Origin of the sequence: gamma proteobacterium SS-5 (genome assembly GCA_009497875.2) — a bacterium.
GTDB lineage: Bacteria > Pseudomonadota > Gammaproteobacteria > Chromatiales > Chromatiaceae > Magnetovirga > Magnetovirga frankeli.
Genome location: CP032508.2, coordinates 3,570,330 through 3,593,767 on the forward strand (window position 1 = coordinate 3,570,330; position 23,438 = coordinate 3,593,767).

Here is a 23,438-nt window from a genome sequence, read left to right on the forward strand (position 1 = left end):
AACGCATCCTGGGAGCTCCGAGCGCTGGCTCGGAGGTGAGTGTTAGCCCGGATGGAGTGCAGCGCCGTCCTGAGCCTGTCGAAGGGCGGAATCCGGGGTTGGTCCCAGTCCAGTGCGACCCGCGACGCAGCGCGTCGCCCCTGGGTACCCACGCAGCGCGTGGGCACCAGAAAACAGGCCAACCCCAGCCCCCTCAGCACGAAACCCTCTCACCCCTGCCGAAAATAATTCCCCAGCACCTCATCCAGATAGGCCTCTCGGGGATTTTCTGAGGTCGGCATGATCAGTTCGCCCTGATAGGTCTCCAGGCCCTGTGAATCCGCATCGGCCGTCGGGCCCCTGGCAGGGTATTTCTGCTTCAGCGCCTCGGCCTTGTCGGTCTCACCGGTGGCCTCATAGGCCTGGATCAGGCCCTGCCGCCAGACGGTTTGCCAGGGGCACTTGTTGTGGGCCTTCTCGAGAAAGGGGATCGCCTCTTTGAGATGGCCCTTGCGCCAGTAGATCACCCCCACCTGATAGTTGGCGGCACCGTGGTCGGGGATGTGGTGCAGCAGCTTTTTGTATTCGTACTCCGCCTCGTCGAGTTTGTCCGCTTTGTAGTAGCTCCCGGCGGTGGTGTACATCCCCGGCTCCGGCAGCAGTTTGATCGTCTCGGGGTCAGGGCGGATGGGGGCATTGGCGGCCTCTACCAGGGGCAGGATATGGGGCTTGTAGTTCATCCACTTGGCCTTGGAGGTCTTGTAGATGGGCTGGCGTACCTGCCAGACGCTGGCGGTCTTCACCGGTCGGTCGAGTTCATTGAAGGCCAGCACCTGCGGCTCCCAGTCAACGCCGATGTAGTCGAGCATCCTGCGCGCCATGCCCTCGGTGTCTTCCACCACATCCTCGTAGTTGATCTCCAGGATTTCGTTGGGGAAGAGCTGCTGCCAGTGGTGCATGAGGAGGTTGTGATCGGCGAGCTGCTGGCCGATCCATTCGAGGTCATAGGCGAAGCCCATGCCGCCGTGTTTGGCCTGGTAGTCGGTGAAATAGTTGCTCATGGCGATGTCGCGCGGGTCGCGGCGCACCGAGATAATGCGGGCGTTGGGGAAGAGCAGCTTGATGAAGCCGATGTTCTCGAAGTTGTGCGGCAGCTTGTCGACGACATGCTTCGCCCCGGGTTTGGCCTCATCGGCATAGCCCTGCAACTCGTCGAGCACCTGCTGGGCGATCCCCTGGCTGACGTAGGCGGTGACATCGTCCATACAGACCGGATATTCGCGGCCGGAGCCGATGTGGCGCTCCCAGCGGTTGAGACCCTGAATCCGGGCGGGGATGACGCCCAGCTCGCCGGCACCCTGGATCAGGCTATGGCCGGCGATGATCTGCTCCACCAGGGTGGTGCCGGAGCGCGGCATGCCCAGCACGAAGACTGGCAGGGTCGAGGGGTTGCCGTAGTCCTTGCGGCGGGCGAAGTAGTCGCGGCTGTAGAGAGCACGGATGCGGGCGCAGCTGTTGCGGTGGGCCTTGGGATCGTAGTGGAGAAAACGCTTGCTGGCCCGGTTGGCCTCGTCGGCGAGGCTGAATGCTTTGTCGTAGTCCTTGCGCTTCTCCCAGGCGGCGGCGAGCTGAAACAGCAGGCCGCTGCGCAGGCTTCCCTCCAGGCTGGGGCGGCGGGCGACCTGCTCAATCTTTTCGAGGGTTGTCTCATCTTCGGGGAAGCGGCGGGCGTTGATGAGGGCGCCGTGGCCCATGACGGGGTCGATCTGCTTGAGGCGCTCGAAATGGGCCACCGCCTCGTCGATGCGCCCCCGCTGCAGGCAAAGACTGCCCAGCTCCCGCAGGGCGGGGGCGAGATGGGGCTGCTCCTCCAGCAGGGCCAGCAGCATCGGCTCGGCCTCGTCGTACTGCTGTTGGTTCGCCTTGACCTGGGCCAGCGCCAGCCGGGCCTGACGCCTGAGGGCACAGATGCGTGCCTCGGGATTGTCATCACTGACTGTCAGCGCCTCGCAGAGTTCGAGTGCCTTGTCGGCTGCCTGCGCGGCCCGCGCCTCGAACTGCGGCAGGCAGGCGTTCACCAGCGCTATCCACCACTCGGGGTTGTCCCTGTCCCGGGCGATGCGCCGCTCGATGAGATGCACCGCCTGGTGGCTACGTCCCAGCAACTGGGCCAGTTCGATGAACTGCCGCACCAGGGTCTCGTTGTCAGGATCGCGGCGCAGCCCCTCCTTGAGCACCGCTTCGGCCTGGGCATGGCGGTCGTTCTCGGCCAGCACCCGGGCGAAGTGGGCCTGTGCGCCTGCCACATCCCCCTGCTCGGCGACCCAGGCCTCGGCCTCGGCGGTTTCTCCCTGTTTGACCCAGAGGCTGAGGCGCAGGTTGTCGAGGGCGTCGCGGTGCTGGTTGCGGATCGCCTCGGGCAGACCCTGCCGGGTGGCCAGCTGTTGCTCGGCCTGCGCCAGTCGTGCCTCGGCTTCGGATAGCTCCTGCTGCTGGAGGTGGAGGTGAATGCGGTTGAGCAGGACGGTGATTCGCCCGGGGTTGTGCTGCAGGCTGCGCTCGAACCATGCGGCCGCTTCGGCGGGTTCGCCCCTGGCCATGCAGGCAAAGCCCCTGCGGGCTAGGGCGAGATCCTGTTCGGGCGCCGCTGCGAGGATGTCGTCGAGGAGGGCGATCGCCCGATCGAACTGCAGCAGCACCAGGCAGGCGCCGGCCAGATCGGTACGCGCATCGACATCGAGTTGATCGAACAGCGCCTCGGCCTGCTGCAGGTGCTCACGTGCGCAGTGGAAATCGCCTTGCTGGGCCTCGGCAAGGGCGAGCAGCGGGAGCGTGGCGGGGTCTGATTGCGCTGCCCATGCCTCGGCGCAGGCCGCTGCCAGCGCGGGGTAGTCCTGCTGCTCCATCAGTTGGCGCAGATGGGTGATGGTTGGGTCGATCATGGTCTAACTCTGTTTCAGGATGGATGGGGCTATGCTCTGTTCTCAGTCTCTGCTGGCCAGCGCCTAAGCCTGGCGCTCTGACCAGTGCCGACCACCTCTTCCCGTTAGGGTTCGTGCCTCATCCATATGCTCAACGGGTCGTCCAACACCGGGCTGTTGTTCCAGCACAGCTACCCCTTGGCGAATGGCTTTTGCGGCACGCTTTGCCGCGTCAGGATGTTTGAGTGCCAGGAAGCGGTAAAGCCGCTGCACATCCAGCAGCGCTGCCGGAGTCCAGATCAATCGTGACATTCGGGTGGTTCAGTGTCATGGCCTTGTTCAAGCTGGTTCAGCCAGGCATCGGCCTCATCGGCAGCAACATGCAGGCCATTGGCCCGAAAGGCTTCCCATGCCTGTAGCCTCTGCTGGCGGAACGCCTCTCGCTTCTCTTCGCGATCCACGTACTCGGTGATCGCCACGGGGCGAACGGCAGCAGTCGTCATAGCAACCTCCAGGGCATTATCCTAAGGTATTACCTAACTATACCAAGAACCGCCAAGCCATCTTCAATGTGGCCGCTTTCCACCTCTACGAACAAGCCCCAACACACCTTAGCCCGTAGGTTGGGGTGAGAAACGAACCCCAACAGACCCCGTAGCCCGTAGGTTGGGGTGAGGAACGAACCCCAACAGACCCCGCCCTATCGTTCACCCACATCACCCCGGTCTTCCACCAGTCCACCCACCCCCCAATCGGATTCGAGCATACCTTTGGCAATAGCGCGGTGGATGCTCGAATGCGCCCCATCGGCCGGACGCGAGACATACCCGTGTTTCACCGGATTGTAGTGGATGTAGTCCACATGCCTCTGGTAGTCCTGTTCATCCCGGATGCTGTGTTCCCAGTACCGCCGTTGCCAAATGCCGCGTTCCCCCTTTCTCCTTCGGCTCGCGTTGATGCGCTCGTCCCGGGCGATTTGGCGCGAGAAACCCGACTTAATCAGCATCCACCGGGTGGCGAAATCGGCATCACCTGAGGGTAGCGTCCAGATCGCATGCAGATGATCGGGCAGCACCACAAAGGCATCGATATAAAAGGGGTGGCTTTTTTTTACCCGTTGCACCGAGGTGCGCAACAAGGCCACATGATCCACCAACAAACGCAGCCGACGTTCGGCCAGATTGACCGTAAAGAAGTATGAACCGCCCGGCACATTAGCCCGTCGGTAACGCATCGTCTGTGGGTTGCTCCATTGCGTTGGTTGGGGTGAGTCTGCGCAGCCCAACGATTGAGCCACACCTGGCGGCATCTTGTTGGGGTTCGTGCCTCACCCCAACCTACGCGCTGCAAATGGGTTTTGCAGGCCTGATCCATTTCACGACAAGCAGTCGCCTTTGGTAGGTTGGGGTGAGCCTGCGAAGCCCAACGATTGAGCCACACCAGGCGGCATCTTGTTGGGGTTCGTACCTCACCCCAACCTACGTGCTATTTTGATCGAGATGGCACACTGCCTTTACGCTGTCGGAAGCCAAGCGGAACCGTTGTAGTATCTGATCTCTGGGACAGCATCCCATGTACCCATGAATAAATCAGCGCCCGTACTACCTCCGTATGATCGATACATAAAGCCATCAGCGTACAGAATCGCTGCGTTTTCATAACCGGCCGGTCCTGTTTTCAGTTTCACTACGCTAAAAACTGGTTCGCTGACACTCGCAACTGGATCCTTCCAATAACCTTTAATCGCTCCCTCATCAGACGCAATAAAATACAATACGTCGTCATCATCCAGAGCGTCCCAGTTGGGTAGTTCTCCGATGCTGCGGGGGGTCACCTTCGATGCGTTATGGTCTACTATTATCTTAATCCTGTAAATTGTATCAGCAGACAGTGTCGCACCTCCTTCGTATGCTCCAGTGTCCGTGTTGTAGACGATATCAAAGGTCGGTCCCTCCGCGACGTCGTTCACCGTAACCGCCACGTCCTGTGTCTCGATGTTGCCCGCCGCATCGGTGGCGCTGACTTGCACCTCGTAAACATTATTACCATCTGAATCCGCTTGCGACTCAAAATCAGGCGCCGACTGAAACGCCAAGGCTCCCGATGCGTCAATGCTAAACCTGAGCTGATCATCTCCACCGCTGAGACTCCAGGTAACCGTCTCATCTGCCGTCATGGTGTGAACGGGGGTGGTGTTCTCATCGATAGAGACCGATGCAGTCGGGCCTGTCGCGTCGTCGGGTCCGGTGATGGTTGGGGCGGTGGTGTCGACTACCAGTGCGGCGTTATCGGCCAGATTGGCCGATGCCGGCAGGGTCGTGCTGGCCATGGCATTACCCGCCGTGTCGGTCGGGATGTTGCTGCCCGAACTGCCCAACACGAAGGAGGCCACCGTCAGGTCGCCACTGGTGTCACCCGCCTGCACCGTGTAGCTGCCGACCAGTTTGGTGGCATCGCTACCATCGCGGGTGAGGACCACTTCGCGGTCGGTGGTGCCGGTCTCGAGGGTGACGGTGATCTGACCGCCCACTGCCAACGCCTCACTCGCGGTGGCGGTGATGTTGATGGCGTCTCCCGCCTTGTAACTGCCATTTGATGTTGTCGAACTGAAGGCGGTGACGGTCGGCGCAACCCCATCGACGAGGACGGCGGTTGTGGTGCCGACACTGTTCAAGGCGGTGTCGAGCGCATTCCCCGCCGCATCCTTCAGCGTCCCGCCGTTGGCGTCGATGCTGCCTCCCACCGCAATGCCGTCGCTGTCCAGATCACCGCTCTGCACGCTGTAGCTGAATACCAGCGCCTGGCTGCCGCTGCCACTGGCGTAGTTGGCATAGAGGGTACTGCTGCCGACGGTCAGGGCCAGACGGGGCGTGCCGTTGGTGGTGTCCACAGTCACATTCTCGTCGGTGTTGACGGTGAAGCTGAGGGTGTCACCGGTCTTGTAGGTGGTATTGGCGGGCACGGTGACGCTGGTGATGGTCGGGGCCGTTTCGTCGGCGATGTCGGTAATCGCCAGGCTGACCGCCTGTTCGCTGGCATTGCCCGCTGCGTCGGTGGCCACGACGGTGAAGGCGTAACTGGCCTTGGTCTCGTAGTCTGGGTTGCCGGTCAGGGTGACCGCGCCCGTGTTGGCATCAATGCCAAGGCTGGCGTGGTCGTCCACGGCCTTGAGACTGTAGCTGACCGTGTTGTCATCAGTCGTTGTCGCAGTGTAGATCGTCTGGCCTGCACCGGAGTTTTCGGCAATCGCCGTTGCTGTGGCACCAGAAGTGAAGCTGGGCGCTACCGCATCCACCGGGTAGCTGGCGTTGTCCGCCACGGCACTGTGGGTGAGGGTGGCGGCATTACCTGCGGCGTCGCTCAGACTGCCGCCGTTGGCGCTGAGGCTGTTGCTGTCGATGCTGATGCCATTGGCATCGGACAGGCCCGATTCGAGGCTGTATTTGAACACCAGGGCGGTGGTGCCGCTGCCGCTGTCGTAACTGGCCTGCTTGGTGGTGCCGCCAATGTTGAGCGCCAGTTGCGGGGTGCCGTTGGTGGTGTCGACCGTGGTTGCTTCACTCATCGTCACGGTGACGCTGATCTCGTCGCCGGTGTTGTAGAGGCTATTCTGTACGCCGGTGGCCGAGGTGAGGGCGAGGCTGGAGACACTCGGCGCAACCCCATCGACGAGGACGGCGGTTGTGGCGCCGACACTGTTCAAGGTGGTGTTGAGCGTATTACCCGCCGCATCCTTCAGCGTCCCGCCGTTGGCGTCGATGCTGCCTCCCACCGCAATGCCGTCGCTGTCCAGATCGCCGCTCTGTACGCTGTAGCTGAATACCAGCGCCTGGCTGCCGCTGCCACTGGCGTAGTTGGCATAGAGGGGACTGCTGCCGACGGTCAGGGCCAGACGGGGCGTGCCGTTGGTGGTGTCCACAGTCACATTCTCGTCGGTGTTGACGGTGAAGCTGAGGGTGTCACCGGTCTTGTAGGTGGCATCGGCGGGCACGGTGACGCTGCTGACGGTCGGGGCCGTTTCGTCGGCGATGTCGGTAATCGCCAGGCTGACCGCCTGTTCGCTGGCATTGCCCGCTGCGTCGGTGGCCACGACGGTGAAGGCGTAACTGGCCTTGGTCTCGTAGTCTGGGTTGCCGGTCAGGGTGACCGCGCCCGTGTTGGCATCAATGCCAAGGCTGGCGTGGTCGTCCACGGCCTTGAGACTGTAGCTGACCGTGTTGTCATCAGTCGTTGTCGCAGTGTAGATCGTCTGGCCTGCACCGGAGTTTTCGGCAATCGCCGTTGCTGTGGCGCCAGAAGTGAAGCTGGGCGCTACCGCATCCACCGGGTAGCTGGCGTTGTCCGCCACGGCACTGTGGGTGAGGGTGGCGGCATTACCAGCGGCGTCGCTCAGACTGCCGCCGTTGGCGCTGAGGCTGTTGCTGTCGATGCTGATGCCATTGGCATCGGACAGGCCCGATTCGAGGCTGTATTTGAACACCAGGGCGGTGGTGCCGCTGCCGCTGTCGTAACTGGCCTGCTTGGTGGTGCCGCCAATGTTGAGCGCCAGTTGCGGGGTGCCGTTGGTGGTGTCGATCGTGGTTGCTTCACTCATCGTCACGGTGACGCTGATCTCGTCGCCGGTGTTGTAGAGGCTATTCTGTACGCCGGTGGCCGAGGTGAGGGCGAGGCTGGAGACACTCGGCGCAACCCCATCGACGAGGACGGCGGTTGTGGCGCCGACACCGTTCAAGGTGGTGTTGAGCGCATTCCCCGCCGCATCCTTCAGCGTCCCGCCGTTGGCGTCGATGCTGCCTCCCACCGCAATGCCGTCGCTGTCCAGATCACCGCTCTGCACGCTGTAGCTGAATACCAGCGCCTGGCTGCCGCTGCCACTGGCGTAGTTGGCATAGAGGGTACTGCTGCCGACGGTCAGGGCCAGACGGGGCGTGCCGTTGGTGGTGTCCACAGTCACGTTCTCGTCGGTGTTGACGGTGAAGCTGAGGGTGTCACCGGTCTTGTAGGTGTCATTGGCGGGCACGGTGACGCTGCTGACGGTCGGAACTACCGTATCCACCGCCTGGGTGGACTGGGTGGCCGCGGTGTTGTTGTTACCCGCCGCATCCTGCGCCACATCGGCGGCTACATCGACGGTGATGTCGGTGGTGCTGTTGGCATCGGGGGTGACCACCAGGGTGTAGACGCTGTCTCCATCGGTGCCACTGGCAAAGCTGCCCGCTTTGGTGCCGCCGGTGACGTTGACATCATCCACGGTGAAGCCTGTGACGGCTTCGGAGAAGGTGAAGGTGTAGGTGATATCACCCGTGGCGGTGCCGCTGGTGTCATCGGTGATGGCTACTGTGGGTGCCGTGGTGTCGGGCGCAGGCGCAGGCGCTGGCGCTGGCTCGGGTTGGGGCTGTGGCTCTGGCTGCGGCTCGGGCTCGGGTTGGGGCTGTGGCTCTGGCTGCGGCTCGGGCTCATCTTCCACCGGCACGATCTCACCAGATAGCCGGTATCGGCATCCGCTTCCTTGTCGTCAAGATTATCGCCGGTGAATTCTTCGCTCGCTTGGCTGAAGTCCCCTTGCTGCATGCCTTCGGCGAGGGCCTCGGTGGCTTCGCCTTGGGCCACGACCATGCTCTGGGTCAATTGGGTAACGGTTGTGGATGCCGCTGCCGAGCTGTTGCTGGCGGCGGTAATGCCGGCAATCTGCTGGGTCTGCTCCTGGCTCAGGGTTTCACCCAGGCCACTGGCCGTGGAGCTGTTTTGAATGATCTGGCCCAGGGTGTCGCTGTCGGTCAGGTCCAGGGCACCTGTGCCGCCCTGGCTGGCATTCAGCAGGCTTTGGCTGAGGCTTTGGAGCACCGCATCAGCACTGCCTAGGGGGTCGCTCTCGCCCTTGGCAGTGCTGAGCACGGTGCTGGTTTGCACCAGTACATTGACCACCTGGGCCACGGCCTTCTGTACCGCCAGGGCGTCGCTGTCATTGCGGTTCTCTGCCAGCCTCTGGATGGGGTCGTAGGTGAGAACGCTGATGGTATCCGATAGGCCCAGGCCTCGCTGCACGGCTGTGGCGGCCTGTTCCACCGTGGCGGCCTGGCCGCTGCTAAGCATGCTCTGCACCAAGGTGGTGAGGGGGTTGATGATCGTGGTGCCGGCCGGGGCAGTGAGCACGCCCTTGAAGGGCTGGTTGGTCATGATGTCGGTACCACCTTGGGCGATCAGCATGCCTTGGGTGTCTCGGGGCAGCTCGTAGTTGCCGAAGGCATCGGTGGTGGTGGACCATTCGCCCTCATCTTGCTGGCCGTTGCCGTTGGCGTCGGCAAACACGGTGGCGCCGGCCACGTAGCCATCGGCTACCTTGTTGATGATGCCAGTCTCGGTCAGATTGGCGGCGAATTTGTTCAGCCCCTCAATAACGGCATTGCGGCTGGTGTCGGAGCTACCGATGTTCTGGATCAGTGCCGTGACTGCCTGATACACGGCATTGCCGGCGTACCAGTCGTCGCGACCGGCCTCGGTCAGGGTGTCGAGAAAGGCGCTGCTGGCCTCGGCGCGGTTGTTCAGGGGCTGGCTCCAGGCCTCTTCAGCGGTGATCAGGCGGGCGTAGAGCTTGCTCCAGGTGTCTATGCCCTGGGCCTGTAGCTCGGGGATGAGTGCTTCAACCTGCTCATCGGTCATGTCCAGGCCCAGCCCGTTCTTGGTCACGGCTTTGATCATCTCCACCACGCCGTGCTGTTCACTGAGCTGGCCCATGTAGGCATCGACCAAGTCGATGATGCCCTGAACCCCCTGTTCCGCCAGCAAGGCTTGCAGCGCGGTGATATTGTCGGCGCTGGCGGCGCGGCCGGTGGCGAGGATAAAGATCTCTTGCAGTAGGTTGGCCAGTTCGGGCTGGGCGGCTTGTTCGAGGACGTGGTAGTCCTGCACCTGGGTATCGATGACGGCGATTTGGTTGGAAGCAACGGTAAACATGGGGTAACCCTCGACAGCAAACGAAATACAGCCGTTCTATTTAGCAGAGCCACTGGCGCTATCCTGTCAAAACCTGTCAATCGCTTGATAAAGATGCTGGGTTATTTGGACAGGGGGAAAGGGCTGAGGGGTGATCTGCGCCGCTCCTTCCCTGCAAAGGGCGAGGGGCTTGATGGCCTGGGCGGTTCAGAAACGATCAGACCAACCGCATCTCGACGCAGAGCTGGTAGCCCCAGTTGCGGATGGCCTTGATGGTCGGTGCATCGGCAGCGGACGGTGTGAGCTTCTTGCGCAGGCGGGAGATGGGTAGTTCTAAAGCCGGCTTGGTGAAGGTATCCAGATCCATCCCCAGGATCTCCGCGACCTGCCAGTACTCCAGCCGATGCTGGGCGGCCTGGGCAAAGGCGACGAGCAAGGCCGCCTCCTTGGCGTTGAGCCGGGTGGTGTTAGGGGTTCCAGATTCGATCAGCAGCAGGCGCTGCGGGTCGAGCAGCAACCCCGCTTCGGCCGCTGGCGGCTTCAATCGCCGTGCCAGGGAGCGGATGGCAGCATTGAGCTCGGCCAGGCTGGCGGGCTTGGTCAGGTAGATGTCGGCACCCTGGGCATAACCGGCGGAGCGGTCCTGGCTGCGGGTGCGGGCGGTGAGCATGATGATGCCCACCTCGGGCTGAACCTGGCGCAGGCGTGCGGCCAGGGAGAGGCCATCTTCGCCGGGAAGGTTGAGGTCGATGATGAACAGGTCCCAAACACCCTGGCTGGCCTGCTCGGCCACCGCCTCGGCACAATCGACGCCCTGGACCCGATGCCCCTGACCACCGAGCGCATCGACCAGGGACTCGCGCAGGTCGTCGTTGTCTTCGACGATCAGGATGTTGAGGCGGACGTGAGCGGTATCCATAGCTGGAAGTGTACCCGGTCCGGCTCGGGCCGGTAGCTCAGATCCGCGTCCAGGGTGTCGGCGATACCCCGGGCCAGGTAGAGACCCAGGCCAGAGCCGCTCTTGCCCTGGGCCTTGTCGCCCCGGTAAAACTTGTCGAACAGGCGCTCGGGGTCTGGAGGGGCCAGGCCTGGCGCCAGCGGGTTGCTGATCTGCCACCGGAGGCCGGGGCGGTCGTCGCTTCCGGGTTGTCGTGAAATCGCGATCGTCACCGGCGCGCCCTTCGGGGAATACTTCAGGGCGTTCTCGACCAGGTTGTGCAGCACGATGAACAGCAACTGGGGGTCGGTGTGCAGGGTCAGTTGCCGGTCGAGGCCCGTGATGCTCAGGCGCGCGGCCGCGTGGCTGGCGGCGACCAGGTCGGCCAGCAATTCTTCCACGCTTACGGGAACGGCCTGCCCTTGCAGCAGCCCCTGGTCGAGCCGGTTGGCCTGGCTGCAGCGTTCGATGATGTTGTCGAGCCCGGACAGGGCGCGTTCGATGCGCTGGCGGCGCGGTTCATCCCCGGCCACGGAGGTCATGGCATCCAGGGTCAGGCGTACCGTGGCCAGGGGGTTCTTGAGTTCGTGGGAGAGCATGGACAGCAGCTGCCCCTGCTCCTGGCGAAACCCCTTCTCCAGCAAAACGGCCTGTTGTGCCTGTTTCGCCGTCTCAAGGGCCTGTTTGCGTTCGTCCTCGGCACGACGGTAGTGCAGCATGATGGCAAAGTGCAGCAGCAACACGTGGAACAGGTTGCTGGTCATGCCGATGGGGATGTTCCAGCTATCGAACGGGATCAGGGCGAGGGTGCCGAAGATGTTCCAGATCAGCAGGACACCATAGGCGCCATAGGCCACCGCCAGCAGGCGCGACCAAAGGACGCCGGTGCGCCAGAGGCGGACGATCGGCCAGGGCATGGTGAAGGAGGCAACGATGGCGATCATCAGCAACAGGGGCGCGAAGGTCTGGTAGTGGCCCAACGGGGTCGCCAGTGCCGTCACCAGGGAGGCGGCAACGCCAAATTGGCTGAAGCGGTAGATGAAGGGGTGATAGCGCTTGAGTTCGAGGATCAGGATGAAAAAAACGAAGGCCAGGGCGCCGGCCAGTGACAGGGTCACGCCCAGCAGCAGGTTGGCCAGCAGGGGCTGCTCGGGAAATACAAACTCCGACACCAGGCCATTGATGGCCGCCCATTGCAGGGCGTTGAGAAACAGGTAGCCACTGTAGACCAGAAACACCCGGCGACGCGCGACGACCCAGCTGACCAGGTTGAACAGCAGCACGGTGCTCAACAGGCTGAAGTAGAGGCCCAATACCAGGTAGCTGCTACGCAGGTGTTTGTCGAAGGCATCGGGCTGCCACAGGATGACGACGGCCGAGAGGCTGCTGCTGGTCTGGAGGCGCAGAAACAGCTGATGGGTACCGGGCTGCAGGTCGAGCTTGAAGGCGTGGGCGCGGTAGTCCAGTTCCTTCTGGGATTGTGGCAGTCGATCACCGGCCTGGCGCTGCACCACCTGCCCCGCGGGTCCTCGGTGATAGAGGCGGATGTCGTCCAGGTAGGGGACGGCGATCTCGACCCAGCGGCTCTGGGTTTTGTCGGCGGGATTGGTGATGGTGAAGTGCAACCAGACAGCATCAGGTCGGTAGCCCAGGCCAAGGTTACCCGGTAGCGGGCGGAACCGGCCCTGCTGCCAGGCCTGGGTGGCCTCCGCCAGGGTCATTTCCCGTGTGGGGTCGATGAGCAGGCTCAACTCGCCTTGGTCGAGGATACGCTTGGGGGTATCGTCGAGGGCAATGATCGTCGTGCTGGCAGCCGTTACCGGAACGGCCAGAATCAATAACAGGCAAAGCCCGACCCAGCGCCCCATCAGAACGCTTTCTGGTAGCGCAGGGCAATCTCCCGATCCGTGCGGAAGCCGTTTTCGTTGTCGATCTCTTTCGCCAGGCGCAATATCAGTTGCTGCTTGCCGGGCAGGAACCAGGTGGCGCCGAGGTTGACGCGGCTGTTCTCGGGTGGGTTGTCGAGGGCAACTCCGTTCAGCGTGGCCGCCCCGCCCCAATTCAGTTGGCCGCCCAGGTGCAGGTGAAAGGCCGGGGTGACCCGCCAGCGCAGGTAGCCGGTCAGGGCCAGGGCCGGGTCCTGTTCCAGGGTGTTGTTGCCGAGATAGTCGTCGTTGTCGCCGTAGAGAGTCAGCTCCGGCAAAAGCTCGAACAGCACCTTGGGCGTGATGTCCTTCTGCCAGCCGCCGGAAAGTACCAGGCGCCAGCGGTTCTCGGCGTAGTTGAGCAACTGCCCGCTGTTGAAGCTTCCGGTCGGGGCAATCACCATGGCGCTCAGGCCCAGGTAGTTGGCGTTTCGGCGATCCTTGATCGGCCAGACGGTCAAACCCAAACGCAGGTCACCGAAGCCGGTGGTGTTGCGACCAATGGCATTGGCAAGCGTTACGGGCTTGGCCGACAGGTCGGCCCAGGTCAGCGCCACCACCGAGGTGGCCGTCATGCCGGCCAGCTCGAAGGTGTTGACGCCGCGCAACGCGGCGATCTGGCCGGTCAGCTTGCCGTTGGCCTGCTTGCTGCCCTTGGCATAGGGGCCAGCCGAGGTGCGATCGTAGGCATAGAAGCTGACGATGCGGTCCCCCGGTTCGCTGGGGTAGTAGTCACCGGGGTAGATGTCGTTGGTGGCGCTTGCGGCGCTTCCAGCAAACAGACTGCCGACAAGGGCAAACAATGGAATCGCCCAACGGTGCATGGCTCTCCTCGTCAATCGACCCGATTCAGCCCAGAGACTCTACCACAAAGCCCACCAGGTTGCGCTGCTCCCGGCTGAACTCGATACCGATCAGGTGGATGGGCTGGTTCAGGGCGCGGTACTTTTCGGCATAGTTCTTCGCCTTGAGCTGCTCCAGCGCCCTACCCTCCGGCACCAGTTCCACGACCTTGAACTCGAACAGGTAGATTTGCTGATTGAACAGCACCGCCATGTCCAGCCGGCCTTGGTTGGTGGTGTCTTCCAGGCGGATGTCCAGGCCTAGGGCGGCGAAGTGGCTGTAGAAGACGCTGGCCCAGTAGCCTTCATACTGGGTGATGGGGTTGTTACGGTACCAGTCGTGGGGGATGCTGGCGTAGAGGCTGACAAAGTGCTGGCGCAGCTGCTCGAAATCGCCGCTCATCAAGGTATCGAAGAGGCGGCTCATGCCCCGGCTGGCCTGGCTGGGATCACCCATCAGGGCCTTGGTCAGGCTGTTGTTCAGGGCGCTGCGCACCTCCAGATTGGGATAGCCGAGCTGGTAGTCGATACGGGCACCCGTGTGGCGCTGACCCTGGATGGTCAGGTAGCCGGTCTGCCAGAGCAGGGCCTCGGTGCTGATGTGATCGATATCGAACGAGCCCAGCAGATCCTCGTCACCGCTCAGGGATTCCAGGTTTGGGCTGAAGACACCCCGGCCAGTCAGGACATCGATCAAAAAGGTCGGCGTGCCCGTCTCGAACCAATAAGAGCGGAATTGCCGGTTACGCAGCAGCAGCAAGAGGTCATAGGGGTTATACACCGCCTCGCCGGTCCAGTTGTAGCCATTGTACCAGTCGCGAATTTGCTGCCGGTCCAGGCCTTCCAGCTCCGGGGCGAATACCTCATCCAGATCATCCTCGGTATAGCCACAGATGGCCGAGTAACGCCGGTCGATGGTGATGTCTTCCAGGTTGTTCAGGCCAGAGAAGATGCTCACCTTGCTGAACTTGGACACGCCGGTGATGAAGGCGAATTTGATCTGGGCGTCGTTGTCCTTGATCACGGAATAGAGGTTACGCAGGCCATCGCGCATCTCGCGGGCCAGGTCAGGCTGGGTCAGGTTATCCACTATGGGCTTGTCGTATTCATCCACCAAGATGACCACACGCTGGCCGTATTTTGCTTCTGCCGCCTGGATTAACTCGGCAAAGCAGGCGGGGATGTCCATATCCGGCGTACAGGGAATACCCAGCGAACGCTGGTTGATGCGCAGCAGGTCCTGCATCTTGTTCTCCAGCTGCGCCCGATCGCGCATCAGGCCACCACCAAAGCTCAGCCGAATGACAGGGTATTGGATCGACCAATCCCAGTGCTCATGGGCATAGAGCCCGCGAAACAGCGGCTCATTGGCCTGGAAAAGCTCTGCCAGAGTGTCCAAGAACAACGACTTGCCAAAGCGGCGCGGGCGGGAGAGGAAGTAGTATTTACCCTCATCGACCAGCCTCATGGCATAGGCGGTCTTATCGACATAGTAATGACCCTCCTCGCGCATCTCGCGGAGGTTGGAAATACCGGCAGGGAGTTTTTTGCGTTCCATGGAACCATAATAGCACTGGCATGGCCCTGTGGGGGCAGGCCAGGAGCCTGTCGGGTTTAGGAGCCCGTAACGAGCAAGGTGGGAGAGCGAGAACAAATTTTCACGATTTTGAGGCGCATAGTTGGCCTAGGCAACGAAAAATCGGGGCCAATGTTTAAAACAATTTTGGGCCGTTCTTCCCACCGGCGCAGTAGGAGCATCCTAAATCCGACAGGCTCCCAGGCCTCGATGATTCCATTTCGCCCATCCCAGCCAGCGGCCATGGGGCTGATGTCCGACCGGCAAGGGCCACCCCTCAGGTCTTGTCGGCCGCTGCGCCGTATTCGAAGGAGTCGGAGTAAAGCCTTGCCAGGTCCAGGCCGGCGGCCTCAAAGCCTTGCTTGGCGGCCTGGATCATCGGTGGTGGGCCGGCCATATAGACGTCGAAGCCGCTCAGATCGGGGTTATCCGCCAGCACCGCCTGGTGCACCCAGCCGCTGCGGCCGGCCCAGTCCGGGTCCGGTTCAGACAGCACCGGGATGAATCGCATCTGGCTGTGCTCCTGTTGCCATTGCTCCGCCAGTGGACGCAGATAGAGGTCCCGCTCGGCGTGCGCCCCCCAATACAGCTGCAGCGGCCTGGGGTCGCCGATGTGTATGATGTGCTCGATGATGCCCTTGATCGGGGCAAAGCCGGTGCCGCCGGCGACGAAGATCATCGGTCGCTCAGAAGACTCGCGCAGGGTAAAGCCGCCCAGCGGGGCCTCGATGCGCAGCAGGGCCTTGGGCTGCATCTGGGCGAAGACGTAGTCGGTGAACTGACCGCCTTCGACATGACGCACATGCAGTTCGATGAAGGCATCGTCGTGCGGGGCGTTGGCCAGGGAGAAGGCGCGCTTGCGGCCATCGGCCAGGATAACGTTGAGATACTGACCGGCCTGGAACTGCAAGCGATCACCCTCGGGCAGCTTCAGCTGCAGGCGCACCACATCATGGGCGATACGTTCCAGGCTGTGCACCTTGCAGGGCAGGGTCTTGACCTCGAAGTCCTGCGCCTGCAACAGCTCAGGCACCTGGATCAGCAGATCGGAGCGGGGCACGGCCTGACAGCTGAGCAGGGCATTGGTCGGCTTGTCCCTGAGGGTCTCGCTGGGACCATCGGGGTAGTCCACCTGACCCGATTCCAGGCTGCACAGGCAACTGCCACAGAGGCCGCTGCGGCAGCCATAGGGCAGGCCTATGCTCTGGCGCAAGGCGGCATCCAGCAGGGTTTCTCCCTCATTGACCTGCATGACTTGACCCGTGGGCTGGATGGTTACGCTGAAATTCATGGGAATCTGCCTTGTTTTTCGCCAAAATGGCTGCCGATTGTACGGATTTACCGGGATATTGAAACCTTATGAATGACCTGATCATTGCCGGCTGTGGCTACCTGGGCCAGCGCCTGGCGCAAAGCCATCACGCCGATGGCGATGGGGTACTGGCCCTGGTGCGCAGCCCTGAATCACTACAGGCCCTGCAGCGGCAGGGGGTCAACGGCCAGTGCCTGGACCTGGATTGGGATAGGGAGCGGCTGGCCCAGGCCGCCGCCCCGGATGTCGAGCGGGCCCGTCTCTATTGGCTGATCCCGCCCCAGCCCAGCGGCGAGGAGGACAGCCGCAGCGCCGCCTTTTTGCGCCTGATCCAGGGCCAGCGACCGGGCCGGGTGGTGCTGATCAGCACCACCGGGGTCTATGGCGATTGCCAGGGTGCCTGGGTGGATGAAACCCGGCCGGTCAAGCCCAAGGCACCCCGCGCCCTGCGCCGCTGGTCGGCGGAGCAACAATGGCGGGACTGGGCCGATGGGCAGGGGGTTGAGCTGGTGATCTTGCGCCTGCCCGGCATCTACGGTCCCGGTCGCCTGCCCCTGGCGCGGCTGCAAAAGGGCCTGCCCATGCTCTGCGAGGCCGAGGCCCCCTGGTCCAACCGCATCCACATCGACGACCTGACCCAGGTCTGCCGCGCCGCCATGGACCGTGCACCAAATGGCAGCCTGTACCATGTCAGCGACGGCCAGCCCTCCACCATGCTGGATTATTTCAACCGGGTGGCCGATCTGGCCGGCCTGCCCCGGCCCGAGCAGATCAGCCGCCAGCAGGCCGAGGCCAGCCTGTCAACAGAGATGCTGAGTTACCTGAACGAATCGCGCCGTATCGATAACCGCAAGATGCTGAAAGAGCTGGCCATAGAGCTGCGCTATCCGGGCCTGGATCAGGGCCTGGCCGCCTGTTGGCCGACGCAACCCGGTTGACCTTTTGGGCCTGAATTGCTATAAGTCCCCGCATTTTCACCTGTTCAGCCTTGCTGCTTCGGGTTTTACTTTTCACGTCTATATTAGAATTACAGCAGGTATCGATATGAAGAAACAGCTCACCCCCCTCGTAGCCGCGCTGCTGGTCAGCGCCCCGCTGCTGTCCGGCACGGCCCAGGCCGCTGGCGATATCGAGGCCGGCCAGACCAAGTCCGCCACCTGCGCCGCCTGCCATGGCCCCGACGGCAACAGCCCCAACCCCATCTGGCCCAAGCTGGCCGGTCAGTCGGTCGGCTACATCCTGGATCAGCTGGGCAAGTTCAAGGCCGGTGAACGCAATGACCCCCTGATGACCCCCATGGCCGCCCCCCTGAGCGAGGAAGACATGGCCGACCTGGCCGCCTACTTCTCCAGCCAGAAGCGTCAGCTGGGCAGTGCCGAGGCCGACAAGGTCGCCCTGGGCGAACAGCTCTACCGCGCCGGTGATGCAAAAAAGGGGCTGGCCGCCTGCTCCTCCTGCCACGGCCCCAGTGGCGCGGGCATCCCGGCGGCCAACTTCCCCGGCCTCAGCGGTCAGCACGCCGCCTATGTGGAAAAGGCGCTGAAGGACTTCCGTGACGGCAACCGAAGCACCGACCTGAACAAGATGATGCGCGACCTGGCCGGCAAGATGAGCGATACAGAGATTGCCGCCGTATCCCAATACGTGCAAGGGCTGCGCTGAGCAGAGGACAGAGGACGGAAGACAGGGGACAGGTTTTCGTATCGCTTCGCGATACTTGATTGCATAGGGGTGCGCAGCACACCTCAATCCCCTGCCCTCAATCCTCTGTCTTCTGTCTTCTGAACCCTGTCCTCTGTCTTCTGATTGAAGTCGCTATGCGACATTTGGTGTTAATGTCGCGAAGCGACACAACATCCCGTCTTCCGTCTTCTGTCTTCTGAACCCGAGGAAACCCAGATGCTGAAAAAACTCCTGCTTGCCCTGCTGCTAACGGGGCTACCCCTGCTGGCCCTGGCCGCTGGCCCCTTCAAGGAGAACCAGAACTACTTCGAGATCTTCCCCAGCTATCCGGGGACCGAGCCCGGCAAGATCGAAGTGGTCGAATTCTTCATGTACACCTGCCCGCACTGCTACGACTTCGAGCCGCATCTGCTGGACTGGCTGAAGACCAAGCCAGAGGATGTCGATTTCATCAAGGTGCCGGCCATCTTCAACCCCCAGGCCCGCTTCTTCGCCGAGACCTACTACAGCCTGGAAATCCTTGGCGTGGACCACTCCGTGCATGAAAAGATCTTTGCCGCCATCCATGACCAGCGCCGGGACCTAGGCAATGTCGATGCCATGGCCCGCTTTCTGGGCGAGACCGGCATTGATGCCGACAGCTACCGCAAGCAGCTTAAGTCCTTTGCCGTGCAGGCACGGGTCAATCGTGCCGACGAACTGGTCAAGCGCTTTTCCATCCGCGCCGTGCCCAGCATGGTGATCAATGGTGCCTGGCGCACCGGCCAGGTCGCAAGCTTCGAGCAGATGCTGCAACTGGTCGATCACCTGATCGACAAAAGCCGCAGCGAGGCACAGGCCGAGCAGCCCTGAACCCGGCCAGATGGATGCCCCGCAGCCGCCACGCTCCCTGCGCCTGCTCAGCTACAATATCCAGACCGGGGCAGACAGCCACCGCTACCGCCACTATCTGACCCGTGGCTGGCGCAACTGGCTGCCGCACCCGGCGCAGATGCCCAACCTGGATCGGGTTGCCGAGCTGGTGCGCGATTACGATCTGGTCGGCCTGCAAGAGGTGGACTCAGGCAGTCTGCGGAGCAACTTTGTCGATCAAACCCAATACCTCGGCCAACGCGCCGGCTTTGGCTGCTGGTACAGCCAGGTCAACCGCAACCTGGGTGCCCTGGGCCAGCACAGCAACGGCCTGCTCAGCCGCTACCTGCCCAACCGGATAGAAGAACACAAGCTGCCGGGCAACCTGCCCGGCCGGGGTGCCTTGCTGGCGGTGCTCGGGCCGCCGGAACAGGAGCTTGCGGTGTGCGTGGTTCACCTGGCCCTCGGCCAGGGCGGACGCAGCCGCCAGCTGGGCTACATCGGCGAACTGGTCCGCCCCTTCCCCCACGCCATCGTCATGGGCGACATGAACTGCGCCTACGAGGCCCCCGAACTGCAACGCCTGCTGCAACGCAGCGGGCTGCGGCCGCCGCCCTGCAGCGCACCCAGTTTCCCCAGCTGGCGGCCTTGGCGTAGAATCGACCACATCCTGGTCTCGGACAGCCTGGAGGTGCGCCATGCCCAGGTGGTGGACTTCCCCCTCTCCGATCACCTGCCGGTGTGCGTCGAGGTATGCCTGCCGGAGAATTTTCCCCTGCGCCGGGCCGGTCCCGAGGTGGCTCTACACAAAACCCAAACCGAGGTAGTGAACGGATGAGCGGTGACTGGAAGGACAAATACTTCAAGCTCAGCGAACAGCACGAGAGCGAGCTTGAACAGTGCGCCGAGAGCGAGCGCCTGCTGTGCCGGGCCATAGTACGTCTGACCATCGCCGTGCGCGGCCTGGACCCCAACCTGGACCCGCACCTGATCAGCCTGCAGAAGACCGCCAAGGGCGGCAGCGCAACCCCGGCCTTTCAGCACCGCCTGAGTGAACTCAGCGATGCCCTGGTCAAGGCCCGCGAGACCGCCCCGGAGCCCGGCGAGGACCTGCTTGGCCGCCTGATCCGCAACGCCAACCTGCAAGGCAAGGCGCGCAAACAACTGACCGAACTGTATCAGCGCCTGGCAGCGCGGCCCGATCAGGCCAGCCCGGAAGAGCTGGACCAGCTGGCGCAGCTGCTCGCCCCGCCCACCGCCGAGGCCGAGTCAGGCCGCAAGGGCGGCCTGTTCAACCGCCTGCTGGGCGGTAGCCAGACCGATGACGCGGTCAGCGGCCCGGCTGCCAACCAGCAGCTGCGTACCCTGCTGCAACGCCTGGAATGGCCAGCCCGGCTGCGTCAGGACATGGCCCAGATCCAGGGTCGGCTGGAGACCGGCAGCCAGGATCACGACCAGTGGCTGAAGACGGTGGAGGAGATGGTTGGCCTGCTCAGCGGCAACCTCAGCCAGGCGGAACAGGACCTGGCCGAAACCGAACGCTTTCTCGGTGCCCTCAACGGCCGTCTGCAGGAGCTGGACAGCGTACTGCAATACCTGGACAGCGCCCGTGATCAGAATGCCGAAAGCGGCCGCGCCCTGCGCGAGGCCATGCGTCAGGAGGTGGACGGCGTCAATCAGGATGTGGCCCAGGCCAAGGACCTGGGCAGCTTCAAACAACAACTGAGCAAACGTCTGGATACCATCAAGAGCCAGGTGGTCAGCCACCTGGTACAGGAGCAGGAGCGCTTTCAGGCCGCGGCCCAGGAAACCGCGCAGATGCGCACGCGTATGCGCGCCCTGGAGCAGGAGGGCGACCGCCTGCGCCAGACCCTGGCCGAGGCGCAAAGCCAGGCCCAAACCGACGCCCTCACCGGGCTGCCCAACCGCGCCGCGCTGGAGGCGCGTATCAGCGAGGAAGTGGCCCGCTGGCAGCGCTTTGGCGAGCCCCTGTGCCTGATCGTCTGGGACATAGACCATTTCAAGCAGATCAACGATAACTTCGGCCATCAGACCGGCGACAAGACCCTCAGGGTGGTGGGTCAGTTACTGGCCAGCAAGATCCGCAAGACCGACTTTGTCGCCCGTTACGGTGGCGAGGAATTCGTCATGCTCATGCCCGGTGCCGACCTGGAACACGCCGCCGAGGTGGCCAACCAGATCCGCGAGGCCATCGCCAAGCAGAAATTCCGCGCCGGCGACAAGCTGATCCCCATCACCATCTCCTGCGGTTATACCGAATTTCGCCCTAAAGAAACCGCCGAAGGTGTATTCAAACGGGCCGACGACGCCCTCTACCGGGCCAAACAAAACGGCCGCAACCGCTGCGAGCAGGGCTGAATTCAGTCCTCCGTCCTCTGTCCCAGCATGGCGCGGATGCCGGCCAGGTGGGCGCTGCCTTGGGCCTTGCGCTCTTCCTCTGAGGGCTTTTCCCCCAGCCGGTGCCAGCGCAGGTGCTCCTCCGGCAGTTCGGCGAGGAAGCGGCTGGGTTCGCAGCTGATGTTCTCGCCGTAGCGGCGGCGGCGCTTGGCCAGGCTGATGTTGAGCTGGCGGCGGGCGCGGGTGATGCCGACGTAGGCCAGGCGGCGCTCCTCCTCGATGTTGTCCTCCTCGATGCTGCTGCGGTGCGGCAGCAACTCCTCTTCCATGCCGATCAGATAGACTCGGTCGAACTCCAGGCCCTTGGCCGCGTGCAGGGTCATCAGGTGGACCCGGTCGTCGCCGCCTTCCTCGTCCTGGCGGTCGAGCAGGTCGAGCAGGGCCAGCTTGTTGACCAGGTCGATCAGCCCCTGCTCTGGCTGCTTGTCGTGCAGCCGCTGCAGCCACTGGGTCAGGTCGGTGACGTTCTGCAGGCGGCGCTCGGCCTGGGCGTCGCTGGAGCTGGTCTCCTTGAGCCAGGCAGGGTAGTCGATCTGCTCCAGCAGGCGGCGCACGCTGTTCACCGGCGGCTCCTGATCCAGCTGCCGGGCCAGCCCGCCCAGCCATTGGGCAAATTCCTGCAGGCGCTCGCGGGCGCGGGGCTTGAGCTGCTCGGCCAGGCCCAGTTCATCACAGGCGGCGAGCAGGGGGATCTCCCGCTGGCGGGCGTAGCCGGCCAGCTTTTCCAGGCTGGAGGGGCCGATCTGGCGGCGCGGGCAGTTGATCACGCGCAAAAAGGCGGCGTCGTCCTCGGGGTTGGCCAGCAGGCGCAGATAGGCCATGCAGTCCTTGATCTCGCTGCGGGCGAAGAAGGATTGGCCACCGCTGAGAAAATAGGGGATCTGCTGCTCGCGCAGGGCCTTTTCCACCGGTCGCGCTTGATGGTTGCCGCGAAACAGCACGGCGAAGCTACCGTAGCCTAGCCCCTGCAGCAGGTGCGCCTGGAGGATCTCGGCGACCACCCGCTGGGCCTCGGCCTCATCGTCGCGGCATTCGATGACGCGGATCGGGTCACCGGGGCCGTGCTCGCTCCACAGGCGCTTTTCAAACACATGGGGATTGAAGGAAATCAGCCGGTTGGCGCTGCTGAGGATGCGATTGGAGGAGCGGTAGTTCTGCTCCAGCTTGATCAGCCGCAGGTTGGGGTAATCCTGTTGCAGTTGGGCCAGGTTTTCCGGTCGGGCGCCGCGCCAGGCGTAGATGGACTGGTCATCATCGCCCACCACGGTGAGGCTGCCGCGCTCGCCCACCAACAGCCTGACCAGCTCATATTGGCTTTGGTTGGTGTCCTGGTATTCGTCCACCAGCAGGTAGCGAATGCGCTGGCGCCAGTGGTTGAGGGCCCGCTCGCTGGTTTGCAGCAGGCGCGTGGGCAGGCCGATGAGGTCATCAAAATCCACCGCGTTGTAGGCATGCAGATGGCGCTGATACTCGGCATAGAGGCGGGCGTGCAGGGCCTCCAGCTCGTTGTCCGCCAGGCTCAGTACCTGCTCGGGGGTGCGCAGGGCGGACTTCCAGGCGGAGATACGCCACAGCGCGGTGCTGGCCGCCTCGCTCTGTTCGCGCTGGTGCTGGCGCAGCAGCTCGCGGATCAGGGCCTCGCTGTCCTGGGCGTCAAACAGCGAGAAGCCGGGCTTGTAGCCCAGCTCGCGGCAGTCGCGGCGCAGCATGTTCAGGCCCAGGTTGTGAAAGGTGGAGATGCGCAGGCCCCGGCTGGGGCGGTCCTTGAGCAGCAGGCCGACGCGCTCCTTCATCTCCCGCGCCGCCTTGTTGGTGAAGGTGACCGCCGCGATCTGATGCGGGGCATAGCCGCAGTGCTCGATCAGGTAGGCGATCTTGTGCGTGATCACCCCGGTCTTGCCCGAGCCGGCCCCGGCCAGCACCAGAAGTGGCGTGCCGATGTGGCGCACGGCGGCCTGTTGTTGTGGGTTGAGTTGCTGCATGGGGGCGGATTATTCGTGGATCATTGGCCGTTGACGTACTAAGATGGCCGCCATTGTTGGCCCCATGCCCCTACAAGG

Annotated in this window: 16 protein-coding genes; 5 read left to right on the forward strand and 11 right to left on the reverse strand. The window is 63.1% G+C overall.

Annotated elements, in window-relative coordinates; translation table 11 throughout:
- Positions 1 to 209: 209 nt before the first annotated feature.
- The 10 genes from D5125_04620 to D5125_04665 form a co-directional block, all read right to left on the reverse strand.
- Positions 210 to 2,921 carry a sulfotransferase gene (locus tag D5125_04620; protein ID QFY88812.1) on the reverse strand — a complete coding sequence of 904 codons (2,712 nt, stop codon included), beginning with the start codon at positions 2,919 to 2,921 and terminating at the stop codon, positions 210 to 212.
- Between the two features lie 63 nt (positions 2,922 to 2,984).
- The gene (locus D5125_04625) at positions 2,985 to 3,212 is read right to left on the reverse strand and encodes a type II toxin-antitoxin system RelE/ParE family toxin (GenBank protein ID QFY88813.1); all 228 of its coding nucleotides are present in this window, start codon (positions 3,210 to 3,212) and stop codon (positions 2,985 to 2,987) included.
- On the reverse strand, positions 3,200 to 3,403 hold the full coding sequence (locus D5125_04630) for a transcriptional regulator (protein ID QFY88814.1): 204 nt from the start codon (positions 3,401 to 3,403) through the stop codon (positions 3,200 to 3,202). The genes D5125_04625 and D5125_04630 overlap by 13 nt, the downstream gene beginning before the upstream one ends.
- Positions 3,404 to 3,600: 197 nt before the next feature.
- On the reverse strand, positions 3,601 to 4,134 hold the full coding sequence (locus D5125_04635) for a transposase (protein ID QFY88815.1): 534 nt from the start codon (positions 4,132 to 4,134) through the stop codon (positions 3,601 to 3,603).
- Positions 4,135 to 4,413: 279 nt separating this feature from the next.
- Positions 4,414 to 8,373: a cadherin repeat domain-containing protein gene (locus D5125_04640; protein ID QFY88816.1), complete on the reverse strand. Its 3,960-nt coding sequence runs from the start codon at positions 8,371 to 8,373 to the stop codon at positions 4,414 to 4,416.
- A 1,677-nt stretch (positions 8,374 to 10,050) separates the two neighbouring features.
- Positions 10,051 to 10,752 (reverse strand): response regulator transcription factor, encoded by a 702-nt coding sequence (locus tag D5125_04645; protein ID QFY88817.1) that lies wholly within the window; start codon positions 10,750 to 10,752, stop codon positions 10,051 to 10,053.
- Positions 10,719 to 12,638 carry a sensor histidine kinase gene (locus D5125_04650; protein ID QFY88818.1) on the reverse strand — a complete coding sequence of 640 codons (1,920 nt, stop codon included), beginning with the start codon at positions 12,636 to 12,638 and terminating at the stop codon, positions 10,719 to 10,721. The genes D5125_04645 and D5125_04650 overlap by 34 nt, the downstream gene beginning before the upstream one ends.
- On the reverse strand, positions 12,638 to 13,519 hold the full coding sequence (locus D5125_04655) for a transporter (protein ID QFY88819.1): 882 nt from the start codon (positions 13,517 to 13,519) through the stop codon (positions 12,638 to 12,640). The genes D5125_04650 and D5125_04655 overlap by 1 nt, the downstream gene beginning before the upstream one ends.
- Positions 13,520 to 13,544: 25 nt before the next feature.
- On the reverse strand, positions 13,545 to 15,095 hold the full coding sequence (locus tag D5125_04660) for an ATP-binding protein (protein ID QFY88820.1): 1,551 nt from the start codon (positions 15,093 to 15,095) through the stop codon (positions 13,545 to 13,547).
- A 295-nt stretch (positions 15,096 to 15,390) separates the two neighbouring features.
- Entirely contained in the window at positions 15,391 to 16,404 is a 1,014-nt protein-coding gene (locus D5125_04665; protein ID QFY88821.1) for a CDP-6-deoxy-delta-3,4-glucoseen reductase, read from the reverse strand.
- A 68-nt stretch (positions 16,405 to 16,472) separates the two neighbouring features.
- On the opposite strand from D5125_04665, the gene D5125_04670 reads away from it, so the two are divergent.
- The 5 genes from D5125_04670 to D5125_04690 all read left to right on the forward strand — a co-directional run bounded on the left by D5125_04670 (position 16,473) and on the right by D5125_04690 (position 21,339).
- The gene (locus D5125_04670; GenBank protein QFY88822.1) at positions 16,473 to 17,363 is read left to right on the forward strand and encodes an SDR family oxidoreductase; all 891 of its coding nucleotides are present in this window, start codon (positions 16,473 to 16,475) and stop codon (positions 17,361 to 17,363) included.
- 106 nt (positions 17,364 to 17,469) lie between these two features.
- Complete coding sequence (locus D5125_04675; GenBank protein QFY88823.1) at positions 17,470 to 18,087, forward strand: cytochrome c4; 618 nt, start codon at positions 17,470 to 17,472, stop codon at positions 18,085 to 18,087.
- A gap of 237 nt (positions 18,088 to 18,324) precedes the next feature.
- The gene (locus D5125_04680) at positions 18,325 to 18,960 is read left to right on the forward strand and encodes a thiol:disulfide interchange protein DsbA/DsbL (GenBank protein ID QFY88824.1); all 636 of its coding nucleotides are present in this window, start codon (positions 18,325 to 18,327) and stop codon (positions 18,958 to 18,960) included.
- A gap of 10 nt (positions 18,961 to 18,970) precedes the next feature.
- Positions 18,971 to 19,798, forward strand: a complete 828-nt coding sequence (locus tag D5125_04685) for an endonuclease/exonuclease/phosphatase family protein (GenBank protein QFY91057.1) — start codon at positions 18,971 to 18,973, stop codon at positions 19,796 to 19,798.
- Positions 19,795 to 21,339: a diguanylate cyclase gene (locus D5125_04690; protein QFY88825.2), complete on the forward strand. Its 1,545-nt coding sequence runs from the start codon at positions 19,795 to 19,797 to the stop codon at positions 21,337 to 21,339. Before D5125_04685 ends, D5125_04690 begins: the two co-directional genes overlap by 4 nt.
- 2 nt (positions 21,340 to 21,341) lie before the next feature.
- Here the strand turns inward: D5125_04690 and rep are convergent, their stop codons facing one another.
- Positions 21,342 to 23,360 carry a DNA helicase Rep gene (gene rep / locus D5125_04695; GenBank protein ID QFY88826.1) on the reverse strand — a complete coding sequence of 673 codons (2,019 nt, stop codon included), beginning with the start codon at positions 23,358 to 23,360 and terminating at the stop codon, positions 21,342 to 21,344.
- Between the last annotated feature and the right edge of the window lie 78 nt (positions 23,361 to 23,438).

Excerpts from the sequence above, each read along its gene's own strand:
- D5125_04620 (QFY88812.1), bottom strand. The coding sequence starts at position 2,921 with ATGATCGACCCAACCATCACCCATCTGCGCCAACTGATGGAGCAGCAG.
- D5125_04625 (QFY88813.1), bottom strand. The coding sequence starts at position 3,212 with ATGTCACGATTGATCTGGACTCCGGCAGCGCTGCTGGATGTGCAGCGG.
- D5125_04630 (QFY88814.1), bottom strand. The coding sequence starts at position 3,403 with ATGACGACTGCTGCCGTTCGCCCCGTGGCGATCACCGAGTACGTGGAT.
- D5125_04635 (QFY88815.1), bottom strand. The coding sequence starts at position 4,134 with ATGCGTTACCGACGGGCTAATGTGCCGGGCGGTTCATACTTCTTTACG.
- D5125_04645 (QFY88817.1), bottom strand. The coding sequence starts at position 10,752 with ATGGATACCGCTCACGTCCGCCTCAACATCCTGATCGTCGAAGACAAC.
- D5125_04650 (QFY88818.1), bottom strand. The coding sequence starts at position 12,638 with ATGGGGCGCTGGGTCGGGCTTTGCCTGTTATTGATTCTGGCCGTTCCG.
- D5125_04655 (QFY88819.1), bottom strand. The coding sequence starts at position 13,519 with ATGCACCGTTGGGCGATTCCATTGTTTGCCCTTGTCGGCAGTCTGTTT.
- D5125_04660 (QFY88820.1), bottom strand. The coding sequence starts at position 15,095 with ATGGAACGCAAAAAACTCCCTGCCGGTATTTCCAACCTCCGCGAGATG.
- D5125_04665 (QFY88821.1), bottom strand. The coding sequence starts at position 16,404 with ATGAATTTCAGCGTAACCATCCAGCCCACGGGTCAAGTCATGCAGGTC.
- D5125_04670 (QFY88822.1), top strand. The coding sequence starts at position 16,473 with ATGAATGACCTGATCATTGCCGGCTGTGGCTACCTGGGCCAGCGCCTG.
- D5125_04675 (QFY88823.1), top strand. The coding sequence starts at position 17,470 with ATGAAGAAACAGCTCACCCCCCTCGTAGCCGCGCTGCTGGTCAGCGCC.
- D5125_04680 (QFY88824.1), top strand. The coding sequence starts at position 18,325 with ATGCTGAAAAAACTCCTGCTTGCCCTGCTGCTAACGGGGCTACCCCTG.
- D5125_04685 (QFY91057.1), top strand. The coding sequence starts at position 18,971 with ATGGATGCCCCGCAGCCGCCACGCTCCCTGCGCCTGCTCAGCTACAAT.
- D5125_04690 (QFY88825.2), top strand. The coding sequence starts at position 19,795 with ATGAGCGGTGACTGGAAGGACAAATACTTCAAGCTCAGCGAACAGCAC.
- rep (QFY88826.1), bottom strand. The coding sequence starts at position 23,360 with ATGCAGCAACTCAACCCACAACAACAGGCCGCCGTGCGCCACATCGGC.